The organism is Streptomyces africanus (assembly GCF_030816955.1).
Lineage (GTDB): Bacteria > Actinomycetota > Actinomycetes > Streptomycetales > Streptomycetaceae > Streptomyces > Streptomyces africanus.
The window spans coordinates 4,747,017-4,772,903 of record NZ_JAUSYP010000001.1 but is presented as its reverse complement, the minus strand read 5'-3'; the positions used below and the strand labels follow the sequence as shown (position 1 = coordinate 4,772,903).

Annotated in this window: 19 protein-coding genes and 1 pseudogene; 4 read left to right on the top strand and 16 right to left on the bottom strand. The window is 65.5% G+C overall.

All coding sequences use genetic code 11. The features are described 5' to 3' along the window. Positions 1–10 precede the first annotated feature (10 nt). The 6 genes and pseudogenes from QF034_RS22235 to QF034_RS22210 all read right to left on the bottom strand — a co-directional run bounded on the left by QF034_RS22235 (position 11) and on the right by QF034_RS22210 (position 6,907). Positions 11–868 (bottom strand): NAD(P)-dependent oxidoreductase, encoded by an 858-nt coding sequence (locus QF034_RS22235; protein ID WP_307176617.1) that lies wholly within the window; start codon positions 866–868, stop codon positions 11–13. Beyond that, positions 865–1,581 (bottom strand): HAD family hydrolase, encoded by a 717-nt coding sequence (locus QF034_RS22230; protein WP_307176616.1) that lies wholly within the window; start codon positions 1,579–1,581, stop codon positions 865–867. The genes QF034_RS22235 and QF034_RS22230 overlap by 4 nt, the downstream gene beginning before the upstream one ends. A 138-nt stretch (positions 1,582–1,719) precedes the next feature. Beyond that, positions 1,720–3,720, bottom strand: coding sequence for a BbrUII/HgiDII family restriction enzyme (locus QF034_RS22225; protein ID WP_307179948.1), 2,001 nt, complete (start codon positions 3,718–3,720; stop codon positions 1,720–1,722). A gap of 2 nt (positions 3,721–3,722) precedes the next feature. Next, entirely contained in the window at positions 3,723–4,793 is a 1,071-nt protein-coding gene (locus QF034_RS22220; RefSeq protein WP_307176615.1) for a DNA cytosine methyltransferase, read from the bottom strand. A gap of 206 nt (positions 4,794–4,999) precedes the next feature. After that, positions 5,000–5,547, bottom strand: a pseudogene (locus tag QF034_RS22215) (transposase); the annotation flags it as partial. Between the two features lie 214 nt (positions 5,548–5,761). Beyond that, positions 5,762–6,907: a DNA cytosine methyltransferase gene (locus QF034_RS22210; protein ID WP_307176614.1), complete on the bottom strand. Its 1,146-nt coding sequence runs from the start codon at positions 6,905–6,907 to the stop codon at positions 5,762–5,764. A gap of 502 nt (positions 6,908–7,409) precedes the next feature. On the opposite strand from QF034_RS22210, the gene QF034_RS22205 reads away from it, so the two are divergent. The 3 genes from QF034_RS22205 to QF034_RS22195 are packed head-to-tail and all read left to right on the top strand — an operon-like array spanning position 7,410 to position 15,717. Then, the gene (locus QF034_RS22205) at positions 7,410–9,242 is read left to right on the top strand and encodes a hypothetical protein (RefSeq protein WP_307176613.1); all 1,833 of its coding nucleotides are present in this window, start codon (positions 7,410–7,412) and stop codon (positions 9,240–9,242) included. Next, a complete protein-coding gene (locus QF034_RS22200; protein ID WP_307176612.1) occupies positions 9,242–10,681 on the top strand; it encodes a hypothetical protein in 1,440 nt (479 codons plus the stop codon). The genes QF034_RS22205 and QF034_RS22200 overlap by 1 nt, the downstream gene beginning before the upstream one ends. Then, complete coding sequence (locus QF034_RS22195; protein ID WP_307176611.1) at positions 10,678–15,717, top strand: FtsK/SpoIIIE domain-containing protein; 5,040 nt, start codon at positions 10,678–10,680, stop codon at positions 15,715–15,717. Before QF034_RS22200 ends, QF034_RS22195 begins: the two co-directional genes overlap by 4 nt. 126 nt (positions 15,718–15,843) lie before the next feature. Here the strand turns inward: QF034_RS22195 and QF034_RS22190 are convergent, their stop codons facing one another. From QF034_RS22190 to QF034_RS22180, 3 genes are all read right to left on the bottom strand, one after another. Further along, entirely contained in the window at positions 15,844–16,347 is a 504-nt protein-coding gene (locus QF034_RS22190) for a very short patch repair endonuclease (protein ID WP_307176610.1), read from the bottom strand. A 203-nt stretch (positions 16,348–16,550) separates the two neighbouring features. After that, positions 16,551–16,739 (bottom strand): hypothetical protein, encoded by a 189-nt coding sequence (locus QF034_RS22185; RefSeq protein ID WP_307176609.1) that lies wholly within the window; start codon positions 16,737–16,739, stop codon positions 16,551–16,553. A 527-nt stretch (positions 16,740–17,266) separates the two neighbouring features. After that, the gene (locus QF034_RS22180; RefSeq protein WP_370880830.1) at positions 17,267–17,638 is read right to left on the bottom strand and encodes a LacI family DNA-binding transcriptional regulator; all 372 of its coding nucleotides are present in this window, start codon (positions 17,636–17,638) and stop codon (positions 17,267–17,269) included. Positions 17,639–18,006: 368 nt separating this feature from the next. Here QF034_RS22180 and QF034_RS22175 point away from each other — a divergent pair, with 368 nt between their 5' ends. Continuing rightward, entirely contained in the window at positions 18,007–18,504 is a 498-nt protein-coding gene (locus tag QF034_RS22175) for a hypothetical protein (RefSeq protein WP_307176608.1), read from the top strand. A gap of 40 nt (positions 18,505–18,544) precedes the next feature. Here the strand turns inward: QF034_RS22175 and QF034_RS22170 are convergent, their stop codons facing one another. From QF034_RS22170 to QF034_RS22140, 7 genes are all read right to left on the bottom strand, one after another. Beyond that, positions 18,545–19,696 carry a PDDEXK family nuclease gene (locus QF034_RS22170; protein ID WP_307176607.1) on the bottom strand — a complete coding sequence of 384 codons (1,152 nt, stop codon included), beginning with the start codon at positions 19,694–19,696 and terminating at the stop codon, positions 18,545–18,547. 29 nt (positions 19,697–19,725) lie between these two features. Next, positions 19,726–20,271 (bottom strand): Pycsar system effector family protein, encoded by a 546-nt coding sequence (locus QF034_RS22165; RefSeq protein ID WP_307176606.1) that lies wholly within the window; start codon positions 20,269–20,271, stop codon positions 19,726–19,728. Positions 20,272–20,364: 93 nt separating this feature from the next. After that, the gene (locus tag QF034_RS22160) at positions 20,365–21,693 is read right to left on the bottom strand and encodes a DUF4407 domain-containing protein (RefSeq protein ID WP_307176605.1); all 1,329 of its coding nucleotides are present in this window, start codon (positions 21,691–21,693) and stop codon (positions 20,365–20,367) included. Then, positions 21,686–22,759, bottom strand: a complete 1,074-nt coding sequence (locus QF034_RS22155) for a hypothetical protein (protein WP_307176604.1) — start codon at positions 22,757–22,759, stop codon at positions 21,686–21,688. The genes QF034_RS22160 and QF034_RS22155 overlap by 8 nt, the downstream gene beginning before the upstream one ends. Then, positions 22,756–25,023 (bottom strand): hypothetical protein, encoded by a 2,268-nt coding sequence (locus QF034_RS22150; protein ID WP_307176603.1) that lies wholly within the window; start codon positions 25,021–25,023, stop codon positions 22,756–22,758. Before QF034_RS22150 ends, QF034_RS22155 begins: the two co-directional genes overlap by 4 nt. After that, complete coding sequence (locus QF034_RS22145; RefSeq protein ID WP_307176602.1) at positions 25,016–25,282, bottom strand: hypothetical protein; 267 nt, start codon at positions 25,280–25,282, stop codon at positions 25,016–25,018. Before QF034_RS22145 ends, QF034_RS22150 begins: the two co-directional genes overlap by 8 nt. Continuing rightward, entirely contained in the window at positions 25,279–25,818 is a 540-nt protein-coding gene (locus QF034_RS22140) for a hypothetical protein (protein WP_307176601.1), read from the bottom strand. Before QF034_RS22140 ends, QF034_RS22145 begins: the two co-directional genes overlap by 4 nt. Positions 25,819–25,887 lie beyond the last annotated feature (69 nt).

The following is a 25,887-nucleotide window of genomic DNA, read 5'->3' as shown; positions in this document are numbered from 1 at the left end:
TGCGATCTACTCAACTGGGGTCGTCCAGGTCCCGCTCACCACGCAGGGCTTCCAGTGCCTCAGCGATGTCCAGCGGCTCGTCCCTGTTGTCGTCCCACCGGGCCAGCGTCGCGGCAGCGGCGTGCATCAGGGAATCCGGCAGGCCGGCGTCGGCGAGCAGAGTCGCAACATCCTCGAGCTCCGGTCCCCAACGCCAGGCGCGGGAAGCGGTCTTGGGGATGTAGTCGGTCTCCACGAGGTAGCTGCGGGTGCGCTTGGCCGCGATCACCAGCAGCTCGTCCGCGACTCCGTACGATTCGGCTGCTCCGTACGCCACGGCGGCGAGGACGCGGGAGACCTTCTGATAGCTGGAGTACGCGAGCTTGAGCGCGGAGGCTTGGCCGATTCTGTCGCCCAGGACGTGGGTCCGCACATCGGTTCCGGCGAAGAGTTCGACGATGCGGTCGGCCTGCTTGCTTGGGCCGGACAGGTAGAGCGTGGGGGTCTTGCCGCCCACCGGGGGCGATCCGACCACTGCGGCATCGATGACCGGCATTGGGGCCAGGCGGTCGGTGACGCACTGCACGCGGGGCGGCGCGACCGCGTTCGCTTCGACATAAATCGTGCCTGTGCCGACCACGCCGAGCTCGGCCGCCTGGGCGGCAATCTCCTCGGCGGCGGCTGGCGGGCATAGGGAGAGCAGCACGTCAGAGCGGGAGACAAGCTCGGGCAGTGCCGCGGGTTCAAGACCCGCACGCGCTGCCCGGCGACGGGTTGCGTCGCTGCGCCCGTCGGGGCACCACAGCACATTGTGGCCGCGGGCGCGCAGCTGGGCGCCGAAGGCGGATCCCATGCTGCCGGGATGCAGCAGCCCGACGGTGTACGTCATGCCCTGGTCCTCGCATGATCTTCGGCGTGCAAAAGCAAGAGATCGATGGCTGCGCGTGCGTGCGGCACCATGTGGTCCGGCCCGGAGTCGTCCGTCGGCCAGGAGTGGCCGTGGCCGACCCAGATGGTGCGCAACCCTGCAGAACGTCCGCCGCCAATGTCGTTGACCGGGTTGTCGCCGACCACCCAGCCGCCATCACCCAGCGCAGCGCCGCAACGGGCCGCAGCCAGAGCAAAGTGCCGGCGCTGCGGTTTGCGTGCGTCGGCGTCCTCGGAGACGAAGATGCCGTCCACGCGCTCGAAGATACCGGTTGCCCGAAGCTTGGCGCGCTGGATGTCCGACGCGCCGTTGGTCGCCACCCCGACCCGCCAGCCGGCCGCCCGCAGCTCGTCCAAGCCCTCTAGCACCTCCGCCGGGCACGACACCAAAGCCGCGATGTCGGCGCAGTACGCGCTCCACAATTCGTCAGTCGACATGGGCAGTCGGCACTGGGAACGGATCAGGTCAAAGGTGGACGGATAGGCCCGCTCGGCCACCATGTCCAAGACGTACGCCCGCACTTCGTCCCCCAGACCGTGTCGGGCCGTGAACTCGGCGGCCCAGTCGCCGAGTGTTCCGCGTCTGTCCACGAGGGTGTTATCGAGGTCGAAGAGAACCAGAAGGCGCCGCACATCCAGCACCCTAACCACTTTGGCGCGAGCCTCGAAGATCATGGGCCCCCACGTCGTGCTTTACCGGGTAGGCCCACTACCTGCCCGACGCGCCGGAAGCTTACGGGTCCATGATCACTCGCGCCAAAGCAGCTCCAGGTCAAAGTCGTTCCGCCGACATGGCTGCCACAGCTTCCTCAGTCAGTCTTCGCTATCAAGTACTCGCAGAATGGCGTCCAGCTTAGTGGTATCCGATTTCTTGTCGCGGTAATCCTTATACCTCTTCTGAGCTGTGGCGAGCAACTCGTCATAGTACAGAACTCGCCCGTTGATGTGTTCGAGCTGCCGGGCGATGACATCGGCCAGATCCCTACCCCCTAGGTAACCAGCATCAGGCTCCTGCCCCAAGACGAAAACCAGCGAGATGTTCTTTACTGGCTCGCCTCTCTTTCGAATTACCTCTGACAGAGCCTCGTGATATTTAGCACCTTGTTCCCGCAGCTCATCCACTGTGGTCTTCCGGCCATACTTCTTCAACTCCACGATCATGTGCACGCCGGCGGCAGTGCGATACTGGATGTCAATACGGCCTTGCTTTTGGTTCTCCTCTTCCGATTTGCCGAAAAGAAGCCCCTTCCTGATCCTGGACAAGCTGATTTCCATGTCGGCGTCTCCTGTTGCGCCCTCCCAAGAGGGATCCAGGAGCCACATGTTTTCGAAGAGATGCTTCTGCAGCACCTTCTCCAACTCGTCCTTGTTGATCATATGTTCTAGCTTCTCGATGGCCTCCAATCGGGATCGCAAAATCTGTACGTACAGTGCATCCTCATAGGAACGTGCGTTGGCAAGCAGCGGCAGGATGTCAACGGCATAAAGACCGTCTGCGAATTTCTCAAGCTCTCGAGTGGTGGCGTCGAGAGCCATTCTTTCGAACGCAAGGATGCTGGACTTATAGAGTTGCGGCCGCTGCTCCTCGTCGTCCAGCTGTAGAGCAGCGACGGTGCTGATCAGCTTTTGAGCAGCCGTTCGCTGGGAGTCCGGCCGGTCTTCGACCCACTCACGGACTACCGGGTAACGGTCGGTCAGCTCGATGAACTTCTGCTTCGGCCGCTCGTCCGACCACTGTTGCGCGGCAGAGTTGAAGCATTCCCGGAGCTTCGCTACAAGAAGCTTGACCCGCTCGTCGTCCTCAATCAGCCTCTGACGGTCACTCGTTGCGATGTCATCGGAACCGTCGTCGAGGTCAAGAAATTCGGCACGAATCTGCCCGGTTACATAACTGCCGAAAATCTTGTTGAAGTCAAGCTGATCGAGGATACCTTCCTGAATCGGACGCCGGCGGGCGAGAATTATGATATTCCGCAGGGACTCCTGAGTATCTTCAGGGTCGTTCAGCTCGTCCGGCTTGCGAACGGTTCCGAACCACCCTTCAAGCTGCCAGCCACGCGTAGAATCGACAGCATTGTCGGCGATCACCCACCGCCGCTTGGCGTTGGGAGTGTCGCTGGCAGCGATCTCGTCAGTCCCGAGCTGCCAGATGTACTCCAGACGCTTGAGGTCTTCGCGGTCTTCGTAGGTGACCGGACGGCCGTCGATCTCGATCACAAACCGTGCTGGATCGTCATCCGCGTAGCCGAGAACATCGAATCGACGCGCTATCCTGCGCCGTAAAGCAGTGACAGAGACCCCAGTACGCTTGCGGTTCAGTTCCCGTAGCACGATCCGCGTCCCTTCGGCCGGAAAGTCCTCAGGAATTTCAACGGGAGTCGGGTGATATCGCTTCTTCTCGGCAATACTTTGCTTAAGCTCGTTGAGCTTGATCCGGAATCCGTTACGTTCGCCGTCTTTGGCGGAGTAGACTTCAACCTCTCCGGCCAGGGAAAACACGGATAGCTTACCAATACCCTTTCGACCCATGAATGGTCGATTATGCCTCGGTGAAATCTTACCCTCTCTGTCTCGCTTCTTATAGGCGACGGTGAGGTAGCGCTCGTTCAGCTCCTCCCGAGTCATTCCGACGCCATCATCCTCAATCATTATCTCATCACCGTTGTCACCCCACTCAATGCTGACTTTGTTAGCGTCTGCGTCCCAGGCGTTGGCGACCAGCTCTGAAAGAACAGCTGCCGCATTGCTGTACAAATTAATTCCGAGTGATTCGACTACAGCCAAGTCAACACTGAATGTAAACGGTTCAGCCATGCTCACGACGACAGCTCCTTAGAGACAAGGTCAGCCTTTTCGACGATAACCTCCCCGACTGCCCGACCAAACGCCGGTGGTACCGCGTTGCCGATCAGCCGGCCTACTGCCTGCATTGAAGGCCGCTCCCCCTCGGGCACGAATTTGTAACTGCGAGGGAACCCTTGCAACATTGCCGCTTCTCTCAAAGTCAGGCTCCGGTCCTGTTCTGGGTGACCGAATCGTCCCGTACCGAAGTTGAAGGACTGGGTCGTTATCGTGGGCGAGGGCGCATCCCAAACCATGCGTCCATAGAATGCCTGGAAACTAGACCCACTATTCTTTCTGTGGCAAGGCGCCAGAAGCTCATCCGGCCAGTCGCGCCAGGTGCCTCCAGGCTGAGAAGCGCGCATCCTTGCCAGATTCAAAGGCGATAGGCGTCGAGCCGTGTGCAAAGGATCCAGAGGATCCCCCTCGCCATGCTGAAGAGCAGGGAGCTTCGCAATCGTCTGCCGTACTGTTTTATATTTGGTCTTGGGTGTGCTTCCAACAGGCAAACGCACAACGCCCGCTTTCGACGCAATCAGAACCAGGCGACGCCGCTCTTGGGGAAGACCGAAATCTGGACCGTAGAGACTTCCGAAATCTACGGCATATCCTCGGCTACGGAGGTTGCTGACGAAGTTTTGGAATACCGCCATCCTCCCCAGTCGAGGTACGTTCTCCATGGTCACGAAGTCTGGCAGAGTTTCATCTACGAGGCGAGAGAACTGCGTCAAGAGATCCCAGTTCTCCTCCGAACTTGTGTCCACCCCCCGTCGGTGACTCGAAAAGGGCTGACAAGGCGCACAGCCAGCGAGCAGCCTGAACGCGCTCTTGTCCTTCCACAGGGCCTGAAGGTGCTCGCCGGTGATTCGACTGACGTCCCCTTGGACGAATTTGGAACGAATGTTCCGCTTGAACGGGTAGGCGCACGCCGGATCCAAGTCGATCCCCGCCGCCACCTTCACGCCGGCTTGCTTCAGACCAAGCGACAGCCCACCTGCACCACAAAACAAGTCAATGGCTGAAACTAGAGGCTCTGATGCAGACATGTACCGTACGGTAGCCCGATCACCCCTGAGTCGTCGACGGCTGTGGATAACGAAGATGACGCAGGGCGCCGCAGAGCACAGGTGACCCGGTCCGCAGCCCTGCGGCTGTGGCGGCCCCATTGCACTCAGGCTGACTTGCGAGCGTACGGCAGCTCAAGCTCCTCATGGTGACGCCACAGAAGGTGGCGATCGCCACGACGTAGCCGGTGGGCGGCGTCATCGAAAAGCCGGCTTCGTCTTCGAAGCACAGCCAGGCCCCGAGCACCGCCACCGTGTTTCCACCTGGGCCAGCTCTCCTTCACCCAGCCGGTGACGGCTTCCTCGTTACGCTCGGTCGCGCGCCGGGCTGGGACCTGATGGCTGAAGCCGTGCCGGTGCAGCATCTGAGCGATGGCCGACAGCGTCATGCTCTTGTGGAAACGGCGCCCGATCAGGGTCTTGATCCGCGCCAGTGCCCAGGTCTGGTCCGGCCAGCCGTGCGCCACCGGCCCCCTAGCCAACTCCTGCTTGAGCACCCCGAACAGTGCCTCACTCAGCTTGGGCCTGGACACCTGCCCCTTCAACTCCAGGCAGACGTTCCGCTGTGCTCCCAAGCCTGGCGCCACCGCTATGCAGACCGCACGCTGACACGTAACTCCTTGGCGATGGCGGCATTGTCGTGTCCCAGGGCGAATGACTCGGCCGCCTGCATCCGGATGCGCTCGCGAAGCGCCCGTCGCTCCGCGGTCAGCCCGCCCCCTTGCGGATACCTCATGTCACCGGCCTACTGCGACAACCACAGCTTGTCGACCCGCGACATCACGCCAGCAAGGTCAGTAATTGGTAACCGCGACACAAGGAGCAGCCGAGGAAGGCTCACCAAGTGCACAACTGGGAGAGGCCACGCCAACCTGGTGAAGAACTACTGGCCACCAGGGGGCAATTCGCCTACCTCAAATGCCCTCGGATGGAACCGGCCCGTTGCAGGCTCAGCAGGCGAGGTCGACAGCAGAGGCAGCGTAGTCGTCCTCAAGCAATTGGGGAGCGTCGCCCTTCGCCTGCAGAACGTCAGCGTCGAAGAGCTTGGAGGTCAGCGCCTCGGTCAGAGGCGGAGGCACCGCGTTGCCGATGATGAGCTGAACCTCGGTGCGAGTCAGCTCATAGCGAGGCTTGGCCCTCTCATCGACGAACCTGAAATAGTCCGGAAAGCCCTGGATACGCGCGGCCTCGTGAGCGGTCAGACATCGAGGGACACCAGGATGGACAAACCGTCCGCGACCCATCGTCGCGAAACCGCTGGTAATGGTCTGAGACGGACGGTCCCACCACAAGCGGCCATACATTGAGGTGTAATTGTGCTCGCCCTGGTGACACTCGGGTCGCTCTTCGTTCGGCAGATTATGCTCGTCATTCTCAAAGAGATACTTCATACGCCGCTGGTTATCCGCGTTGGGTACGGCAGCTTCATCGAAGAATGACTTCGGTTGAATGTCGAGCAGGTCGCCGATGGCCCAACGCAGGTCATGGGGTGCGGCATTGTGGTCTTCGATCTGCAGCAGGTCAGCAGCCGAAAAGCCAAAAGACAGCGCATCTTTGTGGACGGCCAGCAGTATGTGGCGCTTGCGTGTCTGGGCGACCCCGAGCTTGAGTAGGTCGATACGACTGGTGGCGACATCGTATCCAAGCTTCTTGAGGTGAACGATGGCGCGGGAGACCACCTGCTGCTTGTCATTGACAACGGCCAGCACGTTCTCGATGACGACTACACTGGGGCGCAGGACCTCTGCGGCGCGAGCCATACGCAGGTATAGCCGGTTCTTGGGATCATCGCGGCGAGTGTGGTTGTTTAGATTGCTGTGCCCCTGACACGGTGGCCCGCCGATCAGGAGCTCCACCTCACCCACCATGGAGAGAGTCTCGGCCTCCTGAGCAGTCAACGAGGCGCCAAGGTCACCGTCGAAGTAGGACTCGACGGTTCCCTGTTGGACGTTGGCCTTGGGAAAGTTAGCCTTGAAGACCTTGGTGGGAGCCGCCTCAAAGTCGACTGCGAGACGAACATCGAGCGAGACGTCATGCTTGTGGGCTGCCTGGGCAATACCGAGGGTGAGGCCGCCGCAGCCGGCGAAGAGGTCCACGACTCGCAGCGAGCCGACGCCCTCCTCAAATTTCGGCCGCCGCTTGGCCCGCAAGGGGTGCCGCTCACCCACGTGTGCCCCCCATCTGCGCTTGCTTGTAGAACCGGCGGAACGAGCGGTCATCGTACTCGATCAAGGGTGAGGGCGCGCGGTAGACCGGTACCTAGGTGTCGCCTGACCTGCTGATCACAACGGTTCCGCGCCTCGCCTTCTGGCATCACGGCACCTTGAACGAGCTCATCAACCGCCGTCAAACGCGGCGCTGTTGCTGCCGCGGTGTCGATAAGGCCGACGTCCCGCACCTACTCAACGCGATCGCAGTCAGCATCGAGCACCGCAGCATCAAGCGCGATGGTCACGGGTTCTCAAGATCCGCGACACAGTCATGCGCTGGCGAACCGGGCGGACTTCGGCCCTCTGACGCGGAATTTGATCTACCGTCAGGAGTGCTGGCAGCTAAAATTCTGCAGCGCTCCCGGCCCGGTCGACGAAGGACAGCAGCATGCCGCTAGAGGTCAACAAACACGTCCAACGGATACGTCGTTACCAGCCGTTCGACGTCGACACCTCTGAGATGATCTACGAGCTGCAGGCAGATTGGACGCAGTCACTGTTCACCGTCGTGACGCTGACCTACCTGCTGAACGCCATTGAGCGACCGACCACGAAGACCATCGTCCTCACCGGGGATGCCGGGCATGGCAAGACGAGCCTGTGCGCCAGCCTTCTGGCCGAGCTGCAGGTTGATGCTGAGCCGATTACACCGGATGTCCGGAAGGCAGTTTTCCGCGAGCTGTCTGATGCCGGAGACGCCAGCCGACCTATCGGGTGGACCCGTAGCAGGCGCCCGCTGTACATCCTGAAGGATCTCAGCGAGCTCAGCCTGCAGGCGGGCGCTCGCAAGCTCGTGGACCTGCTTGACCCTCCGGACGAGGGCGTCGCGATCATCTGCGCAAACGAGGGCCAGCTACGCAAGTGCGTCGCTGAAGACGACAACCTCGACAAAGACGGCACCGGGCGCGCCAAGATTTTGGTGGAGACCCTCACGGCAGGCATTGCCCGCGGGCAGGTCAGCGACCCCGGTGGTGCAGTCACTGTCATCAACCTCAACTACCAGTCCGTAGCGGCCGACAGCCCCAACGGTGGCCTCATACCTTGGGTCCTGAAGCAGTGGACGACGACGCAATGGTCGCGGTGGAAGCCATGTGAGACCTGCGATGCCCGGAACGTCTGCCCGATCCTGGCCAACCACAAGCAGCTAAACGATCCCGCCCAAGGGCCTCAGCGCCGGGCCGCGATACGGGACGTGTTCGCCGCGGCCGAGCGCACCGGGGCCGTAGTCACGACCCGTCAGGCGCTGTCGGTAACCAGCTATATGCTCACCGGCGGCCTGTCCTGCGAGGACGTCCATGCCAAGTACCAGTGGTCACACTCGAACACGTTGTGGCAGGCTCCCCACTTGTACCACCAAGCGCTCTTCGGTGACCGGCTGACCCAGCAACAGCGTCATCTGGTTCCTGCCTTCTTCGCGCTGCGAAAGCTGGACCCGGGCAGGGTCTCCCGCCGCCAGGTCGACGACCGACTGGACCCAGACGCGGCCGGCGACTTCCCTCCCGCGGACGCCAGCAGCTACCTGCAGAAGGTACGTACGAGTCGGGACGTCCAGAAGCAGGCCGAACAGTTGCGGGGCTTGTACACGTTCCTGCGACGAGCTGACTTCTTCAACAGCGACGACGACAAGGACCGGTTCGCCCGCATGGGACTGCAGGCCGGCGACGACTTCGTCACTGTCCAGGACAAGGAGGGAGACCTGGCCGACATCACGGTGCGAGACCGCTTCCTCAAGGGTCTGGAAGCCGTCCAGGGCATCCACCGAGCGGGGAGCAACCCGGACTTCCTCGTGCTCGATCCGGCATTCTTCGCACAACGCGCCCGCGCGGCCGTGATCTCCCGACGAGTGTCCAGCAAGGGCGTTGAGGTCGTCGACCAGGTCACCCAGTGGCAGAAGGAAGGCTGCACAGGCAGCACCCCCGAGATGCGGAACGCCGTTGAGTGGCTCAACCGTGCCATCTACATCCGTATCCCGGCCGTCGCCCCTGACCAGGATGCAGTCTCGGTCGAAGTGGACCTTCTGCGCTTCGAGTTGCTGACACGCTGGGCCGCAGGCTTGCGCAGCGAGGTCCAGCATGAGGCCGAGATCCGCGGCCTGAGCGGATCCCTGGCAGAGCTGGCTGACTCGTCGAACAAGGACGACGAGATCCAGGTGCTGGTGGGCAACGTCATGAGAAAGCTCATGATCGACGTCGGCGACAAGATCAGGTCGGTGCGTGCGTGATGGCTGATCGTTCCAAGGCAGAGGTCGTCCGTCGTCTCTTCGGGGTGAATCTCGAACAGCAAGGCCGCGGCTTCTACGTCCCGCTTGAGATGCTCGCGATCGCCCGCGGCGTCTACCTGGCACATCAGGAAGACCCAGAGAATCGCGCAGGACTCCTGGACAACGAAGACAAGGTCGCCTACAAGAGGACCTCACACGACTTGGCCCGGCGGATCGCGACTAAAGCCTCCATCGCCGAAGGCGACGAAGAACTCGGCAAGGCCGTCGAGCTGGACTCTCCCGAGACGTTGGAGACGCTCCACGCCCTGTTCTCGTCCCTTCTAGTTGAGATCCCTGGGCGTCGCAGTCAGCCCAGCTGGTTCGGCGCGCACATCTATCCGTTCGTCGGTGAGCTCATCCACTACGACGCAGTCGAACGACGAATCAATCAACGCGGCGCTTCCCCCAAGAAGCGCAAGCAGGCCGACAAGGTGGCTCCCACCATCAAGGCTCCGAGCATAGAGCGCTACCTCTTCCGCGACGGTGGGGGCTGGGCCTACAAGGTCCTGCGCAGCGATCCTGATCCTGACCGCAAAGCAGTGACCCGACAGGGCTTGGCCGACCTCGTCCAAGACAGCGGCACCCCGCTGGGCAATCTCGCCAAGGCCCTCAGCGCCCACGACTTCGACTACGACGAAGCGCCGTACGAAGACGATTCAGAAAAAGAAATCGAACTGTACGAGGACCTCAGCCCGTGGCCCGACCTACTGAGAAAAGGGGCTCGTAACATCGTCGCGCGAACCACGACGCCCAGGGCCAAGCGCACCGAGAGTCTCATGCACTGGGTCCCCTACTGCTTGGCACGCCACCAGCTTCACCTTGCACGCAGGAAGCTCGGAGTTACCGACGGCGAGTCGATCCTGTTGGACTTCGGCAACGAGGCAACCCCGCTGCGCAGAGAGTCGCAGAGGAACCTCACCAACTTCCGCAACAACATCGTCAACGCAATCAACGCCCAAGCTCGGGAAATGATCGACGAGGCCGAAGCCGAAGGCGACGAAGCCAGGAAAGTCCGCTACGAGCGATTCAGCAAGGAGACCGGAGCCGCGGTCGGATCGCCCCGAGCCTTCTTCACTGAGACACTCGCCGCTGTGGGAGCCCTGAACGCGACGGGCGGGCGCCGGCACTTCACCATGAAGCCGCCGATGCTTGAGGCCCTGGTATCTGCCACTGTCCCGCAAGGCACGGAGATGGAGTTCGATCAGTTCTGCGCACTGCTGTACGAGACGTACAGGCTCGTAGTGGAAAACAAGGTCGCGGCCGCGAGCCCGTTGGCCTCCGAGGTCGACCCATCGGTCCTTGACCACAACGGCAAGGCGTTCCGGGAGAAGCTGGCCGCTATCGGTCTGCTCACTCAGTATTCAGATGCAACCAGCATGGTTCGAGGGGAGCCCCGGTGACCGACAGCAGCATCCGAGCGCTCGGCCGGTTCGTCGCCGACGAAGCACTGCGCAAGGTCACTGAGATCAGCGGGGCCCGTGCCAGCCTGCGAGTCAGTGGGTTCGACCAGCAGACTGTGGCCGAGGCTCTCCGTCGCACGGCCCAGAGGCTGTTGGAGTCGCCGGAACTTCAGGTTGTCGTCAAGGTCGGCACCTCAGAGCCCATCGAAGGCGTACCTGTTGATTACCTGCTGGAACCGCAGGACCAGCTGACCAAGTGGCGAAATTCGGGACAGGGTGCGGCGGTGTTGCTCTTCGAGTGGGGGCAGTCTCCGGATGCACAGGGTCTGGCGGCCATGAATGCCCTTGACGATGCCACGATCCTGGGCGACCACCACGACGCGTCCGGCGAGCGCGGGTTCGACAGGTTCATGGCAGAAGCATGGCGGGAGGCCGGTGGCATCGGCGCAGTTCCGGCCCTGATGGCCACCTCTCTGCCGGAGATCTGGCGTGCTATCACCGATGAGGAGGCCCGGTCCTTGCACCGCTGGACGGCCTTCCTGGTCGAGACCGCGCGGAAGGTTGCAGCAACTCAGGTCCACACCCATGACGTGGTCTACCCCGAGATCTCTGCAGCCCTGCCCGCTCTTGACCTCTTCCCGGACCGAGAACTCTTCAGCAAGCCCACCGCGCTGCCCGCCCGAATCAAGAAGAACGTCTCGGTGAGTGCCTTCAAACAGCCCACCGGCAAGGAGATCACCGAGGAAGACCTGATAGACCGCATCGCCACGACCGAGTTCAGCGAGCAGTCCCTGGACCACATCGGTACGGACTCCGACACTGCCAAAACGCGCATGCGCAGCCTCGTACTCAACCTCAATCGTAGTGGTTCTACCCCGCAGGATCCTCGTCAGCTGCGCCGCGAGCAGGACCTAACCCTCTGGCTTGAGGTCTTCGAGCAGAAGTCCAAAAAGGTCGGCCTGGGACAGCAGGTCCGGCAGGAGATCGAGAGAACCGACGCAGAGCGGGTCGACGAGTTCGACGCCATGATGATCGAAGACGCGCTTGATCGCGGAGACCAGGAATCCGCACAGCGCTTCCTTGACGAGGCTCCCGTTGGTGGGGCCGAACCGCTGGCCGACCTGCTGTCCAAGCGGTCGCGCCGCAAAGTCGAGAAGCTTGCCTTCCCAGACTCTCAGTTCGTCCAGGACCCATTGCGTGCCCTGCTGCGCGAGCTGACCTACTTCTCTGACGAAGAGGAAGGCTCCGTCGTCGTCGGGCTTGAAGGCAACCAGGAAACAGGGCGGTGGAGCCGCTGGCTGTTCGCTTTCCTGTACGCACGCACCCTGCGTGATGTCCAGGACTCCACCGGTCTTCGCCTAACCCTGGAGATCAAGGACTGCCTGCTGGACCCGACCAAGCCGCCCCTGCCGGAGGAGGACGAGCCGTTTGACCCAAACACCGAGTGGGCCCCGCTGCGCATCCTGGTCGAGATGGACGGTGCCGCCCAGCGACGCTTTCGCTGGGACCCCCTGGGCATCCCCGGGCAGATCGCACTGGCGGCCCTCATCCACGGCTGGCGAAACCCCCCTGGCCATGCCAGCAATCTGACCTTCGACACCTTCCTCGAGAAGTTCAATGACCCCCGGCAGTGGCAAGTCGACGAGCCTGTGCCTGTCCCTGCATCACATTTCGCGGGTCAGCTGGAGCGCCTCAAGCTGGAGCACTTCGAGCGGTTCTCCGACGGGCTTGACGCCGGGAACATCAACGATTACGTACGCGAGTGGGAAGGCATACTCCGCGAAGCTCGCACCACCCTGGTTCCCGACAACGCTCCGAACCCAGACCTTGAAGCCGTCGTCCTGACCGACGTCGTCGGGCTGGCCGATCACCGCATGATGATGCTGGCCACCCACCCGCTGAAGCTGCGCTGGCTGGCAAAGAACTACGCGGAGGCCGCCGGCAGCATCGAGACCGCCCTGAACAAGGAGGGAGGTCTGAGTCTCAACCAGGAGAACGAGGACCTCTTCTTCGACGCCATCGACCGTATCTCCCCACATGGGACACCGGCGGTCCTCGTCGGGCCCGGCGGCACGATCGCCATCCCGATGCGCGAATCGGCCGGGCACGAGGAGTACGCCCCGGTCCGCCTCAGCGGCAACGAGTCCAAGGAATGGCTCTCCAGCGTCGACGAGACGGCGATCGACGAGATGGTCCGCGTCATCACCGACTACCTGACGACCTACCCCCACAAGCTTGACGGCCTACGTGTACTGCTTCTGGACCGCAACGGCGACCCTGTCCTGCCGATGCGCGTGGCCAAGCAGGTACGGGCCAAGAACCCTCGTCTGAAAGTTGATCTGGTCGTGCTGGCTCCCCAGGCCACCCATCACGAGATCATCCAGGGCTTCGACCTGCACTTCTCCGGTGCGGAGATGTCCGAGGACACCTTCCTGCCCGACGTCCAACTCATCCTGCAGGCATGGGAGCCCGACCAGGAAGCAGACCTGTCAGGGCTGGAAGACACTATCGACCTCGCCTTGGCTCCGGCGCTGTTCGGCACCCAGACCAGCATCAAGGAGAGCACAAAGAAGGAGTCCTTGTCGGGCTCCTTCAACCCCTGGAAGCACCCAGCTTCACACAACCTGGCTCAGACCAGCGAGAACGTCGTGAGAGCGCTGTTGCCCGAGACCGCCGACGAGACTCTTGAGTCCTGGTCAACCTTGTGCGTGCGCTACGACCGCCGTTCCCCGGTCTCCCGGGAGAGTGTCGACGGCATCGACTACTTCGAGATGCAGGTGCAGTTCGACCAGCACCAGGACTTGTTCGCCACTCTGCACCGCGTGGCCCACTGGGTCGTCACCCTCGACAGCTTCATCGGCCGTGAGCAGATCGATGCCCTGCGCAACCGCCCTGACGTCATCCTCGTCAAGCCCAGTGTCGGCAAGAACGAGTCCTACACCCTCATTGTCAGCTCGCAGACCGGTCGGCAGTTCGTCGTCCAGCGGCTGCGGCGCCGCCTGGAGCAGATCGGCGTCGCCACCCCGCAGGACTCCGAAGGCACCGCTAAGCGGATCTACGAAGTCGGTCGCAACGTGGCCCCTGGCGCCGTGCTGCGCTCCCTCGGTATCGGCACCACGGTCAACGAAGTCGTCGGCCTGGTCGCCACTCGGTTTGTCATTGACCAGCAGTTTCCCGTCTCTCGGCAGGGCACGAGCCTGGTCACCTGGATCAGCTTCGACGAGCATCACCGCTGGTTCGGCCGCGGACACAAAACCCGTGCCGATCTGGGCCGGTTCGTGCTGACCATCCAGGACGACGGCACAGTTCGCCTGGATGTCCTGGTCGCCGAGTCCAAGTTCCGCCAGACCTTCGACGTCGGTTCGGCTGAGGAACAGCTCAACCGCACCACCGACCTGTGCGAGGATGCCTTCCGCTCGGACGGCGAGGCTCGCCACGACCGTCCCTTCTGGCTGGACGAGCTTGCCGCCGCGATCGCTCAGACCAGTGGCAACGCCCTGCAGCCCGCAGACCTTCCAGCTCGCACCTTGATCGGCAATGACGACCACCGTCAGGTCGAGGCGAAGGTCCTTGACGCCCTACGCTCCGAGGGCGTCCGGCTCGGTCAAGTCACCGGCGTTGCCGTGGCTATCTCAGCCGAGGACGACCAGCCGGCCCCCGCGGTCGGAGCCCTCGGCAAGCACACCCTGGTGAGGCTGAACAAGCACGAACTGCTCAACCTCATCGGCGCTCTGCGCGCCAACCAGGACCCCACCAATGCCGACCCCCTTGTTGTTTCTGGGGACCTCAGTGGGACCGTGAAGGCCCCCCACACTGTCGCCACGACCCCCTCAGCAGGAATTTCCGCCGGACTGCCTGCCCCGGACGAACCGACGGCACCTGTCGAGGCCGTCGGAGCGGCTGCTCCAACAACCGGGCAGGGACCGGTAGTTGCGCGTCACTCTGCTGCAGAGGTAGATCCTGTCCCTCTGAAGACTCACCGCGGGGGGCTCTCCGAGGAGGAGCTGAGACTTCGATACAACAAGGTCGCCGACGTCTTCGCTCGCCACAAGGTGGCGGTCACCGCCCCGGAGGTCGGCAAGTGGCAGGAAGGACCCGGCTTCTACATCTTCCGGTTCATCCCCAGTCCTGGGGTCACCGTGGACAAACTGACCAACCGGCGCGACGAGATCTTCCTGGCCCTGGCACTGCCCTCCGGGTTCAGCATTCGTACCCGCAGCGACCGCGGCTCCGTGCTCTTCGAGATCCCCAAGATCGACGACGAGAAGTACGGGGTCGACGCCGAGTCGCTGTGGCAGCGGTGCCCGGCCGACCCCAAGAGCCTCATCGCGCCGCTGGGCGCCGACATCGAAGGCAACCCTGTCACCATCGACCTGTCTTCCGCGGACTCACCGCACTTGCTGGTGGCCGGTACTACCGGATCAGGAAAATCCGTCGCCCTGGACACGATCCTCAAGGGCCTGGTCCGGTACGACAAGAGCACCCTGCGACTCCGCCTCGTCGATCCCAAGGGCACCGAGCTTGTCGACTTCGAGGACGACCCTCACCTTGACGGCGTGATCGGTATGGACGCCGCGGACGCCATCGAGATTCTTGAGGAAACCGTCGAAGAGATGGCCGTGCGCTACAAGGACATGAAGGCGATCCGCACCCGCAAGCTCGTCGAGTACAACGCCAAGGTCGACAAAGCAGATCGAAAGCCCTGGATCGTCATCGTCCTGGACGAGTACGCCGATCTCACCAGCGATCCCGAAGAGAAGAAGCAAATCGAAGCGCTGCTCAAGCGCCTGACGCAGAAGGCCCGCGCTGCGGGCATCCACGTCATCGCAGCCACGCAGCGACCGAGTGCGGACGTTATCTCAACGACCATCCGCTCCAACTTCCCTGCCCAACTCGCCCTGCGGGTCAAGACGGCGACCGACAGCCGCATCATTCTGGACGAGACCGGAGCCGAAGCTCTGGCCGGACAGGGCGACGCCTTTCTGCACACGGCCAAGGGCACCGTACGACTGCAGGTGGCCTACGACGGGAGCTGACCAGGTCCCGCGCCACGTTTGATCAACTCCATCTCGTATAGGGGCCAAGAAGGCCACCAGCGGCACGAGCTCTTCTCGCTGAACCCGGCGAAGATCAGATGACTGCTGCCGCCAGCGACGCGACGGTCAGGAGGTCTTCCTCGGATGCTTCGAGGCTTGGACCCCCTGCCGCCGGGCGGCCACTGCCTCGATGACAGTCGCGGCACACGCCTCTGGTTCGAGGTGTTCCCAGAAGCGGAGCACCAGCCAGCCTGCCTCCGCGAGGCGGTTGTCTGTGTCCCGGTCGCGCTGGATGTTCCGGCTGATCTTTTCTTCCCAGTACGGCCGGTTCGTCTTGGGCATCACGAAGTGCTCCGGGCAGCCGTGCCAGAAGCAGCCGTCGATGAAGACTGCGACTTTCGCAGGGCGGAAGACCATGTCGGCCGTGCGGCGCATCTTCGGGAGCGGCTTTGCAGCCACCCTATAGCGCAGTCCAGCGGCGTGGACAAGCGAGCGGAGGAGCAGCTCGGGCGCAGTATCGCGATTCCGGTTGCCAAGCATGCTCCGCCGGCTCGCGGCCGACGACGCCCACGACCCCTCCGGCGGTGTCCACTGCTCGGCCGGCGCTTCTGGTAGTCCTTGCTCGCTCATATCTCCAGCAGCTTAGGGACAGCTTCCTCCGGGTCGTCCCGCCTGGCGAGGACCCATTCCTATCTGTCCAGCTCTATTCTCGGCGCTTCCCCGTGGTGGGGGCGGGCAGCCGCAAGCCTCGCACTCACCGACGCCACCCGGTCGCACGCCGACGATCCCCGACCGCTGCCACGGGAGTGGCCTCGCGGCGGCGGGATCTCCACTCACAGAGTCCCGTCCTGCAGCAGTGCCTTGAAGGCGTCTGCCTCTCGCTGCAGCACAATGCGCCCGTCGCCGTCGCTGAACGCCAGGATCCGGCCGCCTGCATCCAGGCCCGCCTCCGCGAGGAGCCCCAGCGGCAGGGACACACGGCCTTCGTCATCGATCTGCAGTTCTGCTGGTTCGCGTATCACAATCGCAGTCTGCCAGTCTCCAGGTAGCACTGGGCTGCCCTGACCGGTCCGGCGATCAGCCGCCCAGGAGCATCACCCTCTGTGGCACGTAGATCCGCAAGCGCGACCAGGAATGGCTTGGGTAACGGACAGAGCGCAGACCCCGGTCCAGGGCAGGTCAGGGGCTGACAAGAGTGTTCCATGCGCCGTGTGTCGCGTGGTCGCCTGCTGCAGAATGTTGGACCTGCTCCGCGTGGCTCAGCCGAATGTCGAACTGCCTCGTCGGCCTCCGTGGACACGGCGCGAAACGCGGACTCAGCGGCCGTTGGCTGAGGTCCCGCTGGGAGCCATCTGGGAGCCAACCTGCTCCCCAAGCCCCTCCCAGACCACCCAAGACCACCGCACCCCAACGCTCTGAACAGGCAAAACACCAAACCGCCCGGTGTCGATCACGCCCGACCCTCATTCGGGACGAAGAGGTCGTGGGTTCAAATCCCGCCACCCCGACAGTGAAGTACCAGGTCAGGGGCCTGATCCGCGAAAGTGGATCAGGCCCCTGACTCGTTTCGCAGGCCTCTGGGTGTCAGCGGGGTGTCGCGCGCTCCTGCGACAGCGGTCGAGCACCGGCACCGGAGATCTGGGCGCCAGGGCCAGGCCGCGCACCGGGGCTCCCGGCGACGGCTCGGCAGTGACCGGCGCAGGGGGCGCATCCTGCGGTCCCTTCTTTCGGTACCAGCCGGTCGCGGCCGGAGTGAAGATCCACGTGGCGTGACGGACCGGCGCCAGTGCGCCGCTTCCCTGGCGGGGCCGGTCTGCCGCACGAAGCCCAGCTCCGCGATCGCCCTCTCCACCCGGACCCGTGTCCGCTCGGCCACCCGGTCCGGCCGGTTGAGGACGTTGGACACCGTGCCCGTGGACACGCCGGACACCGGCCACCTGACGCAGAGTCGGCCCCGCTGGCCCTGGTCGCCGGCGCCCCGCCCGGTGAACGAATGCCGCCCATGGCACGCTTATTCCATGACCCATCCTGTTCGTGCTGCCCTATTGGTTCGGAGCAGGTGGATGTTCATGGGTGCTACTGATTTCCTGGATCTCGTCCGTAGGATCACGAATGCCGAGGCGCGCGTACGCGAGCGGGGCGCGGATGAAGCCACTGACCGGCTGAGCTCGTATTCGGGAGGTCGATCTCCGGGAATTGCCGGCCGAGCTCCGGGAGTATGTAATCGACTTGCTTACGGAGTGACACGCCTGGTCCGGGAGAACAGTGACCGTGAGAATGAATGCCCGGATGTTCGAACTCCTCGGGACGGCTGAACCACATGCTCGGACGGAAGACGCGCCTGAACCTTTCCAAGCCATCGCGGACGCGGGGTGGACCCGCGACGGTGATGCACACCTTCTGACGGCCCTGCGCTCCGGCTACTCCGGTGCCGGGCGCATGGATTTTGAGGACGTCATCCACTACGAAGCCACGGTCAATGGCCGCGGCATGACCGACTACGATCTGCCGGCCTCAGGCGCTGAGAGGCGCGGGACTCTCCTGCGCCGCTGCCTGGGCTACGCCTGTGCAGCGCTGAGGGCCGTGCCAGACAGGCAGACACGGTCGGTGGTCGGGTATGTCTCCCTGTCCGAGGGAGGGCTTGCGGACAACCTCCTCACCGCGCGTGTCACCTTCTGCTCCGTGCATCCGGGCCTTCCCCGGTACCTGGACGACATGGACTCGTACACGCAGGAGGCGTTGCTGGAGATCGAGCAGGAAGACGCGGCTGCCATGCTCGCGAAGTGACGGCTGTGGAATCAGCGGATCGCGGAGTGCGGGCCGCCGCTCAGACAGCGGCTTCCTGGCCGTCCACGAGCTCTTGGATCGCCGCCAGGATCCCCTCGAGGGCGCCGGGTTCGGCTGCCAGCGCGGACAGCGAGACCGACGGCCAGCCCTTGTACCCCTTCTGCCGCTGCATCTCCAGCTTCTTCCGCAGTTCGGGAACGGCCGGCAGAGACTCCGCGAAGGCCGCCGCGCGGTCGAGGCCGAGGTGATGGGTGAGGGAGCCGAAGCTGAAGGCGAGTTCCTCCTTCACGGGGTTGTCGTACAGGGACAGCGTCCAGATGGGGACCTGCCGGCCGGCGACCGGATAGTAGACGGACATGCTCGGGTACTTGGCCGTTCCGCCCTCCAGCCGTCCCCGCGCCGCCGCGTGATCGAGCAGTGCGGTTGCCAGCCGACTCGGTTCCGGGGCGAGCCGGGCCCGGATCACCGCATCCATGTCGGCACGCGTGGTCCGCTGCGCGGTGCGGCGCCCGGACGGGGACTTCGCTGCCGTGGCGACCTCCCCGTGGATGCGGGGGACGAGGACGCGGAGGTCACCGTCACCCCGGTACTGGGTCAACTCGACCGCGTACACGTCGGTCTGGCGCATCTGCCGGTTCAAGAACTCCACGATCGCCCTCAGCTCCAGCGGGATCCGGTCCGCCACGAACAGCAGCCGCATCTGCCCCGCGGCCAGCCGCTCCTCGACCATCGACCAGAACTCCTCCGGGGAGCGGTCACCGAGAAGTAGTTCCCCGTACGCCTCTTCCAGCGGCCGGCCGTCCGCGACACACGTCTCTTCGAACGAGCGCTGAAGCAGCGCTCCGGGCCAGTAACGAGCGCCGTTCGCCGCGTAGTCCAGCATCTGGCCCACCACCTCGCGCCGGATGCGCGTATCGCTCGCGCGCTTGACCTCCACCAGCGTCGGCACCCCGTCGGCATCGACGAAGAGGTGGTCCAGCCAGTACGCCGGACCGCTCTCCGCGCTCGTCGACACACCCATCTCCCGAGCCACCAGCACCAGTCGCAGCGGCTGACCGTCGGCAAGCGAGCCGAAGTCCAGTACCCGTGGATGGCGCGCGAGAAGCTCCTGGAACTCCGCCTCGGTCTCGAACGCGGCCGGCTCCAGGGTCTGCAGGTCGCTCCCCAGGACGAATACCGACTGATCAGTCACCTGTCACCCCACCTTGGCAGATCTCGCCGTCAAGCCGACGCCCCCGTCACTATGCCCAGCAGGGTGAGCGCGAAGAAGACCGTGCTCCAGGCCAGGGCGTGGCGTATGCAGCGGTATTTGGTCCAGACGGTCCGGGACAGGGCCGCCAGTTGGCACAGGTCCCGGGCGACGGGGTCGGTGCGGCGGACCGTCCGCTCCAGGTGTGCGGCCGACATCACCAGTCTCGCGTCGCCGAAGTAGTGGGTGCGGGAGCGGTGGGGGCTCCCCAGCCGTGGGGTCACGGCCAGACCGAGCAGGACGAGTGCCGGTGTGCAGGCGGCGCAGCCCACCCAGAGGAGTACCTGCGGGACGACCGGGTACTGGCGCGGGGCGATGACGCCGCTGCCGATCGCGCCGAGCAGGGCGGTCAGGACCGCGCCCAGGGACGCCAGCATGAGACCGGCCTTGTTGTCGGCCTTCACGAGCTCCTCACGGACCTCGGACAGCAGCACCCTGGCGAGTTCCGCGCCGCGGTCGGTTGCGGTGCCGGTGTCGATGTCCGGGCCCGTACCGGGGGCGCCTGCGGGTGTGGTCATGCCTCCCCCTCCTTTCCGTCGGTGTCAGGCGGCCGCCCCGGTGTGCGGGGCGGCCGTGGAGCTGTGTTCGTGTCCTTGGTGCGGGCGGGTGTGTCAGACCGTCGACGAGCGGCGGATCTCGTCCTCCAGCGCGTTCACCGCCTGCCGGACCCGGATGTTCATCGCCGCCGTGTGTTCCCGGGCTGCCGCCTCCGACTCGGCGCGGTGGCGCCGGACCTCCTGTTCGATGGCGTCCTGGGCGATCTCGAGGTTCGCCATGGCCCGGCGCTCGGTGAGGCGGACCTCCTCGCCGTGGATCTTGACCGCGCTGTTGCTCTCGCTGGTGAGCATCCGGTCGTACGCGGTATCGCCGCTCAGGTACTTCACCAGCACGGGGAGCATGTCGAGGAGTACGAACAGCAGGCGGACCAGCCAGATGCCCACGAACAGCACCGCGTTGCCGCTCGCGAGTTCATCGAGCGCCCGGATCCGTTCCAGGACCCCGATCTCCTTCTGTTTGCGCCGCTCCTCGTCCAGCCGTCGCTCGATGCCGTCGGCCCGGTCCTTGAGGAACGCGCCGCGTGACGAGGTCAGTTCGGCCTCGATCGTCGAGATGCGGCTGTGCATGCCGGCGAGTCGCTTCTCGTTCTCACTGGTGCGGTGGGTGGTCCGGTAGTCGTGCGCCTTGTCGCGCAGGCGCAGGCACTCGGACGTCCGCTGATAGAGGCCGGTCGCGGCGATGCGGATCAGTCGGCGGCACTCGTCCCGTACCTCGGAGTCGATCGCCTCCAGCCTGGTGGTGTCCCGGTCCACCCGCTTCTGCAGGGTGGCGGCGTCCGAGCGCAAGGCGTCCAGTTCCTCGCCCCGTTCGCCGGGCGTCGCGCCGAAGGAGAGGACGTACGCCCTGTCACAGCCCTTCGGCGTGACGGGCTGCGTCGTGGACGGGACGGGGTTGCAGCGGACCAGATTCGTGCGCAACCGGTCGATGACGTCCGTACGTTGGTCCGCGACGCGTTCCTCGATGGCGGTCTGGAAGATGCGCAGCACCAGCGGCTCGGCGATCACCACACCGAGCATCAGCGCGATCAGCAGGCGGGTGACGAGTGGGCCGGCCCGTCGCCGGGCGTTCGGCTGCGGAGTGACCAGCCAGCGGTCGAGATTGAGGACGAACAGCATCCAGATGACGGTCGGGACCAGGGCCACGAAGGAGACCCTGCCGAGCGCCTCGGTCGCGAAGTTCCACATGGAGAACGCCGCTATCACGGAGGTGCCGAGCACCACCCCGCCGAGGGCCGTGTACTTGCTTCGCTCGTATCCGACCCTGGCCAGCAGCTCCTCGTCGACACCGGTGAGGGCACGCAGCCGTCGTGCGGCCCTGTCGCCGGTCCCCTGGCCGCCCGGCGTGCCGGAGGCCGTCACACGGCTCGTCAGGAAGTCAGTCAACGAGATCGTCCTCGTCCTTGACGAAACCACCCTGCGCGTCGCGCGCGCCCTCCCGGCCCGCTGCCGTGCTTCCGGGGCGTGCCTGTCCCGACTCGACCATGCGGGCGGTGCCGGCGGCGGCTGAGATGCCGGGCGTGGCCTGGCCGCCCGTCTCGCGCAGGACCTGTTCCAGGACCTGGTGGTAGTCGACGTACTCGCTGCCGCCCATCTGTCGCAGCAGCGTCAGCAGCATGTCGCGGCGCATCTGCGCCTCCGCCGTCTCGCGCGCGTGCGTGTGGGACCGCTCCGCCGTCTCAGCCGTGTGGCGGCGGGCGGACTCCTCGTCGGTGATCCGGTGGATGCGGGCCGCCACCTCGGTGACGTCCATCTCCTTCCGGGCGATGCCGAAGGCGTCCACGTGGTCGGATCCCTGGGACAGCAGTTCCGCGATCCGCCGGGCGTCCTCGGTCTCAAAGTCGCGCTGGCCACGTTGCAGTTCCCAGGAGCGCCGCTCGTCACGCAGCTTCTGCTCCCAGTCCCGCAGGTCCTCCGACGCGTGGACCTCGGCGCTGACGAACTCGACGCTCATGCCCGCGACGCGCGGCGGCACGATCGCGCTGTAGGCGGTCATACGATGGCTTGCCTCCGTGCGCACCGCGTTGACCTCCTCCACGCGGTGCCCGGCGCTGACTCTCGGCAGGTCGCTGTCGCCCATCAGGTAGGCGCGCAGGGGAACGGTGACATCGATGATGCCCTGCCGGGCGATGACCGTCGGGTCGGTCACCTGGCAGGTGAAGGACGCCCGCATGGTGAAGTTGTCCGCCTCGCTCATCGACGGCAGGGGGCGCTCCACGTCGACGAGGCGCGCCCGGGTGTCGACCAGGCTGACCGAGGAGGCGTCGAGCACGTCGGGGTGGGACGGGTCGAACACCATCCCCTCGGGGAACGTGCGGTAGTTCCCGCCGACCCTGAAGACGTAGGCCGCGCCGGGCGGAAGCGGCGGTACGTCCTCGCGGCGGCGACGCCGAGACCACCAGGTGCCCTGGACCGTGGCCAGTATGTGCTCGGCGATGACCGGGTAGTTCACTTGCTTCGACCTCCAGGAGAGGAAGGGACGGGAGCGGTGGACATGAGGGACGCGGCGGAGCGCCGGGACTCGGCCGGTGCCCGTCCGCGCAGCGATCCGAGGAGGACCTGCGCCAAGCGGTGGGCGCCGGGGATCGCGTAGTCGGGGTGCTTCAGGGCGATGGACAGGTGGTGGCACAGGGCGGCCCACTGGCGCCCGCTCATGGCCTTCCGCATGGCCTCGCCGAGTTCGCGTACGGCGCCGGTGACGGACGGGTCGTCCCGCAACTGCACCAGCGTGCGGCACAGCGCGCTGACCGCCCGGCTCCGGTTGCCGCTGTGCAGGACGTCCGCCCACAGTGACCCGAGCTGGCGGGCGCTGTCGGGGACGGTACGCAGGAGTGCCGCGGTGACGGGCTCCGGGACCTCCAGCCGGGTGGCCTCCAGCAACTGCAGGGCGGTTCGCAGTGCGATCGACCGCTCCCGGGAGCGTGGCGCCGTCCTGGCGATCACCGTCCGTACGTACCGGAGGGTGAACAGGACGCGTTCGGGATCCTGTTCGGCGGTCTGGAGCAGCAGGACGAGGGAACGCCGGGCCGAGAACGCGACCCGCTCCCCGCGCTGTGCCAGGAACCACAGCCCGTTGAACGCGTCCAGGCGGTAGAGGGAGCCCAGGCGGCCCGTCAGTGCCATGGCCGCCGTCACGGCACGGCCCTGGCCGCTGTTGTCCGTCCAGCTCAGGACGATGTTCAGGGCCTGCGGGGCGAGATGCTCCACGTCGCACATGAACTGGAGCGTCAGCGCGGCGGTCACCCGCTGGCTGGTGATGCCCTCGGACCACATCTGCAGCAGGTTCTCGTCGACCTCGACCAGCGCGTACCGTGCCAGGAGCGCGACGCCCCGGGCCACCTCCGTCCGGGTGCCGAGGTCGCCCCGCAGGGCCAGCTCGCCCAGCCACTGGCGCAGTGGGTACCAGAGTTCGTAGCCGTACAGGTCGTGCAGCTCCGCGATGACGAGCTCGCGGACGCGCGACGAGGTGAAGACCAGGCGCCGTTCGCTGCGCACGGCGTCCCGGCCCGGACCCGGGCGGTGCTCGGTGGTCACGAGTCCCACCACCCGCTCCTTCCACCGGGCCCTGGACTGCTGGGCCACCGCGCCGCCCGACGGCGTCCTGGCCTCGACGTCCGGCTCCGCGACCGGCGTCTCGCCGCTCTGTTCCCAGTTGCGCACGTGGGCGGCGAGCGCGGCGCACTCCTTCTCGAACGTCCGCTCCGGGACGCCCTCCAGGAAGGCCAGCGCCGCGAGCGGGAGCAGGTCGTCCGCGGACGGCTGATCGCGGAACCACTCCTGGACCCGCTCCCGGTACCGGTCCCGCAGGGTGTCCAGCGCCTTCTCCGCGCCGTCCCGGCACAGGGCCACGGCCGCCGCGACGACGTCCGCGGGCCGCCGCTGTTCGCCGACCCGCTCCAGCAGCTCCTGCTCCACGTCCGGCGTGAGGCCGGAGGGCGGCAGCTTCTCCCGGCAGTGTTCGAACAGCTCTACGGGGTCCGGGGGCTGCCAGGGCACACAGCGGTCCCGCAGCGCCAGCCGCCGACGGGTCGTGTCGCCCGCCGTGATCACCAGGTACGACCCCTTGCGGTGCAGCTCCTCGCTCAGCCGCCCGATCTCGTACGCCTGCACGGCCTGGTCGGGCAGCTCGCCGACGTAGTCGAGGATGACGTAGCCCAGGCCCGGCTTGAGGTCCCGTGAGGCCGCCAGCCCGGCGAGGGCGTTGGCGGGCGACAGGCTGCGCAGCCTGGCCTGCTCGCCCAGGATGTCCCTGAGCAGGGCGAGGGAACCCGCGCCCCGGCCGCAGCCGTCCTGACCGGTCAGGACCACGAGGCCGTCCGCGCGCAGCCTGCCCAGCGCCTCGTCGAAGCAGGGCCGCGGGGGCAGGTAGTACCGCAGGGCCCGGTCCGCCTCCTCGGGCTCGATGGTGCCGGGAGCGAGCCCCGGGGAGGAGGCGGGGCCGAAGCCGAATGCCGCCCCGGCCGCGTCGACGACGCCGTAGAAGTTGTTGTTGACGAGCTGGTGGACGCGGCGGAGGTCGTCGTAGCCGCGGTCGTCCTCCTCCCGTTCGTCCGGCTCTGGGCGCTGCTCGGGGGCCTTGTCCGGGCCCGGGTCCTCGTCCCCGGCCCGCGGCGCGCTGCCGTCGTCCTCCGGCTCGGGCGGCTCGGCGTCCTGGACGGCTGCGGGGACGGGCGGCGATATGTCCAGCCCGCCGTCCGCGTCCGTGTCGTCAGCCACCGGCGCTCCCGAAGCCGAAGACGGCACCCCGGGCGTCCACCGGGCCGGCGATGTTGGTGACGTTGATGTTGTCGCCTTGGTAGGCGTTGCTGATCCCCGTCCCGCCCGCGGCGGCCGGCTCGGGCCGGTCCGCCGCGGGCTCCCCCGGCACCGGGGCCGCGTGCTTCCCCCTTTGCGCGGCCCCGGGCTCATGCGAGGCCGCGGCCGGTGCGCCGGACGCGGGCACCCACAGCCAGGCCGTGGCCTCGTACTCCTTCACATGGACGGTGACGCGGGTGAAGTCCTCAGTGGCCAGGGTCGTGTGCCCGCCCGCCACCGTGGACCGGAAGACGTCGTCGGACAGCAACAGCGCCAGGTCGGCCTCGGGGGGCAGGCGGCCAGGGCGTCGTAGAGCGCGGGCGCGTTCAGCAGACGGGCCGTGGCCACCACGGCCGTGCCGGCGAAGCCGTTGTCGGCCAGCTCCACCAGCCCCTGGTGGACGACGGCCCGCAGCCGCATCCGGGCCTCGGGAACGCGCTGGGCGTTGTACTCGCGCAGCTCGGCGACGAGATGGCGGACGTAGTCGTCGACCAGGCGCGGTTCCTTGCCGTCGACGGGCCGGATCGCCAGCTGCTCGTCGCCCTTGCGCTGGATGTGCCACTGCGCGCGGTCCAGGCCGGCGCCTCTGGCGGCACGGTCGAGGAGCCTCGGCAGATCGTGCTGGATTTCGGACTGCCTACGGTCGTTCTTGCTTCCGTAGGACTGTGCGTCCACGGCTATGCAGGTGCAGGGATAGAAGTCAGGCCACGCAGCCACCCGATCATTCCTCTCTGGGCAGGCGATGGGCAGACACTGCCCACGAAGTGCTGTCCGAGAGGTTAGGAG

What these genes read in the sequence shown, in the direction of transcription:
- QF034_RS22235 (WP_307176617.1), bottom strand. Translation starts at nt 868, where the DNA reads ATGACGTACACCGTCGGGCTGCTGCATCCCGGCAGCATGGGATCCGCC.
- QF034_RS22225 (WP_307179948.1), bottom strand. Translation starts at nt 3,720, where the DNA reads ATGGCTGAACCGTTTACATTCAGTGTTGACTTGGCTGTAGTCGAATCA.
- QF034_RS22220 (WP_307176615.1), bottom strand. Translation starts at nt 4,793, where the DNA reads ATGTCTGCATCAGAGCCTCTAGTTTCAGCCATTGACTTGTTTTGTGGT.
- QF034_RS22190 (WP_307176610.1), bottom strand. Translation starts at nt 16,347, where the DNA reads ATGAGCGAGCAAGGACTACCAGAAGCGCCGGCCGAGCAGTGGACACCG.
- QF034_RS22230 (WP_307176616.1), bottom strand. Translation starts at nt 1,581, where the DNA reads ATGATCTTCGAGGCTCGCGCCAAAGTGGTTAGGGTGCTGGATGTGCGG.
- QF034_RS22200 (WP_307176612.1), top strand. Translation starts at nt 9,242, where the DNA reads ATGGCTGATCGTTCCAAGGCAGAGGTCGTCCGTCGTCTCTTCGGGGTG.
- QF034_RS22165 (WP_307176606.1), bottom strand. Translation starts at nt 20,271, where the DNA reads ATGACCACACCCGCAGGCGCCCCCGGTACGGGCCCGGACATCGACACC.
- QF034_RS22205 (WP_307176613.1), top strand. Translation starts at nt 7,410, where the DNA reads ATGCCGCTAGAGGTCAACAAACACGTCCAACGGATACGTCGTTACCAG.
- QF034_RS22175 (WP_307176608.1), top strand. Translation starts at nt 18,007, where the DNA reads ATGTTCGAACTCCTCGGGACGGCTGAACCACATGCTCGGACGGAAGAC.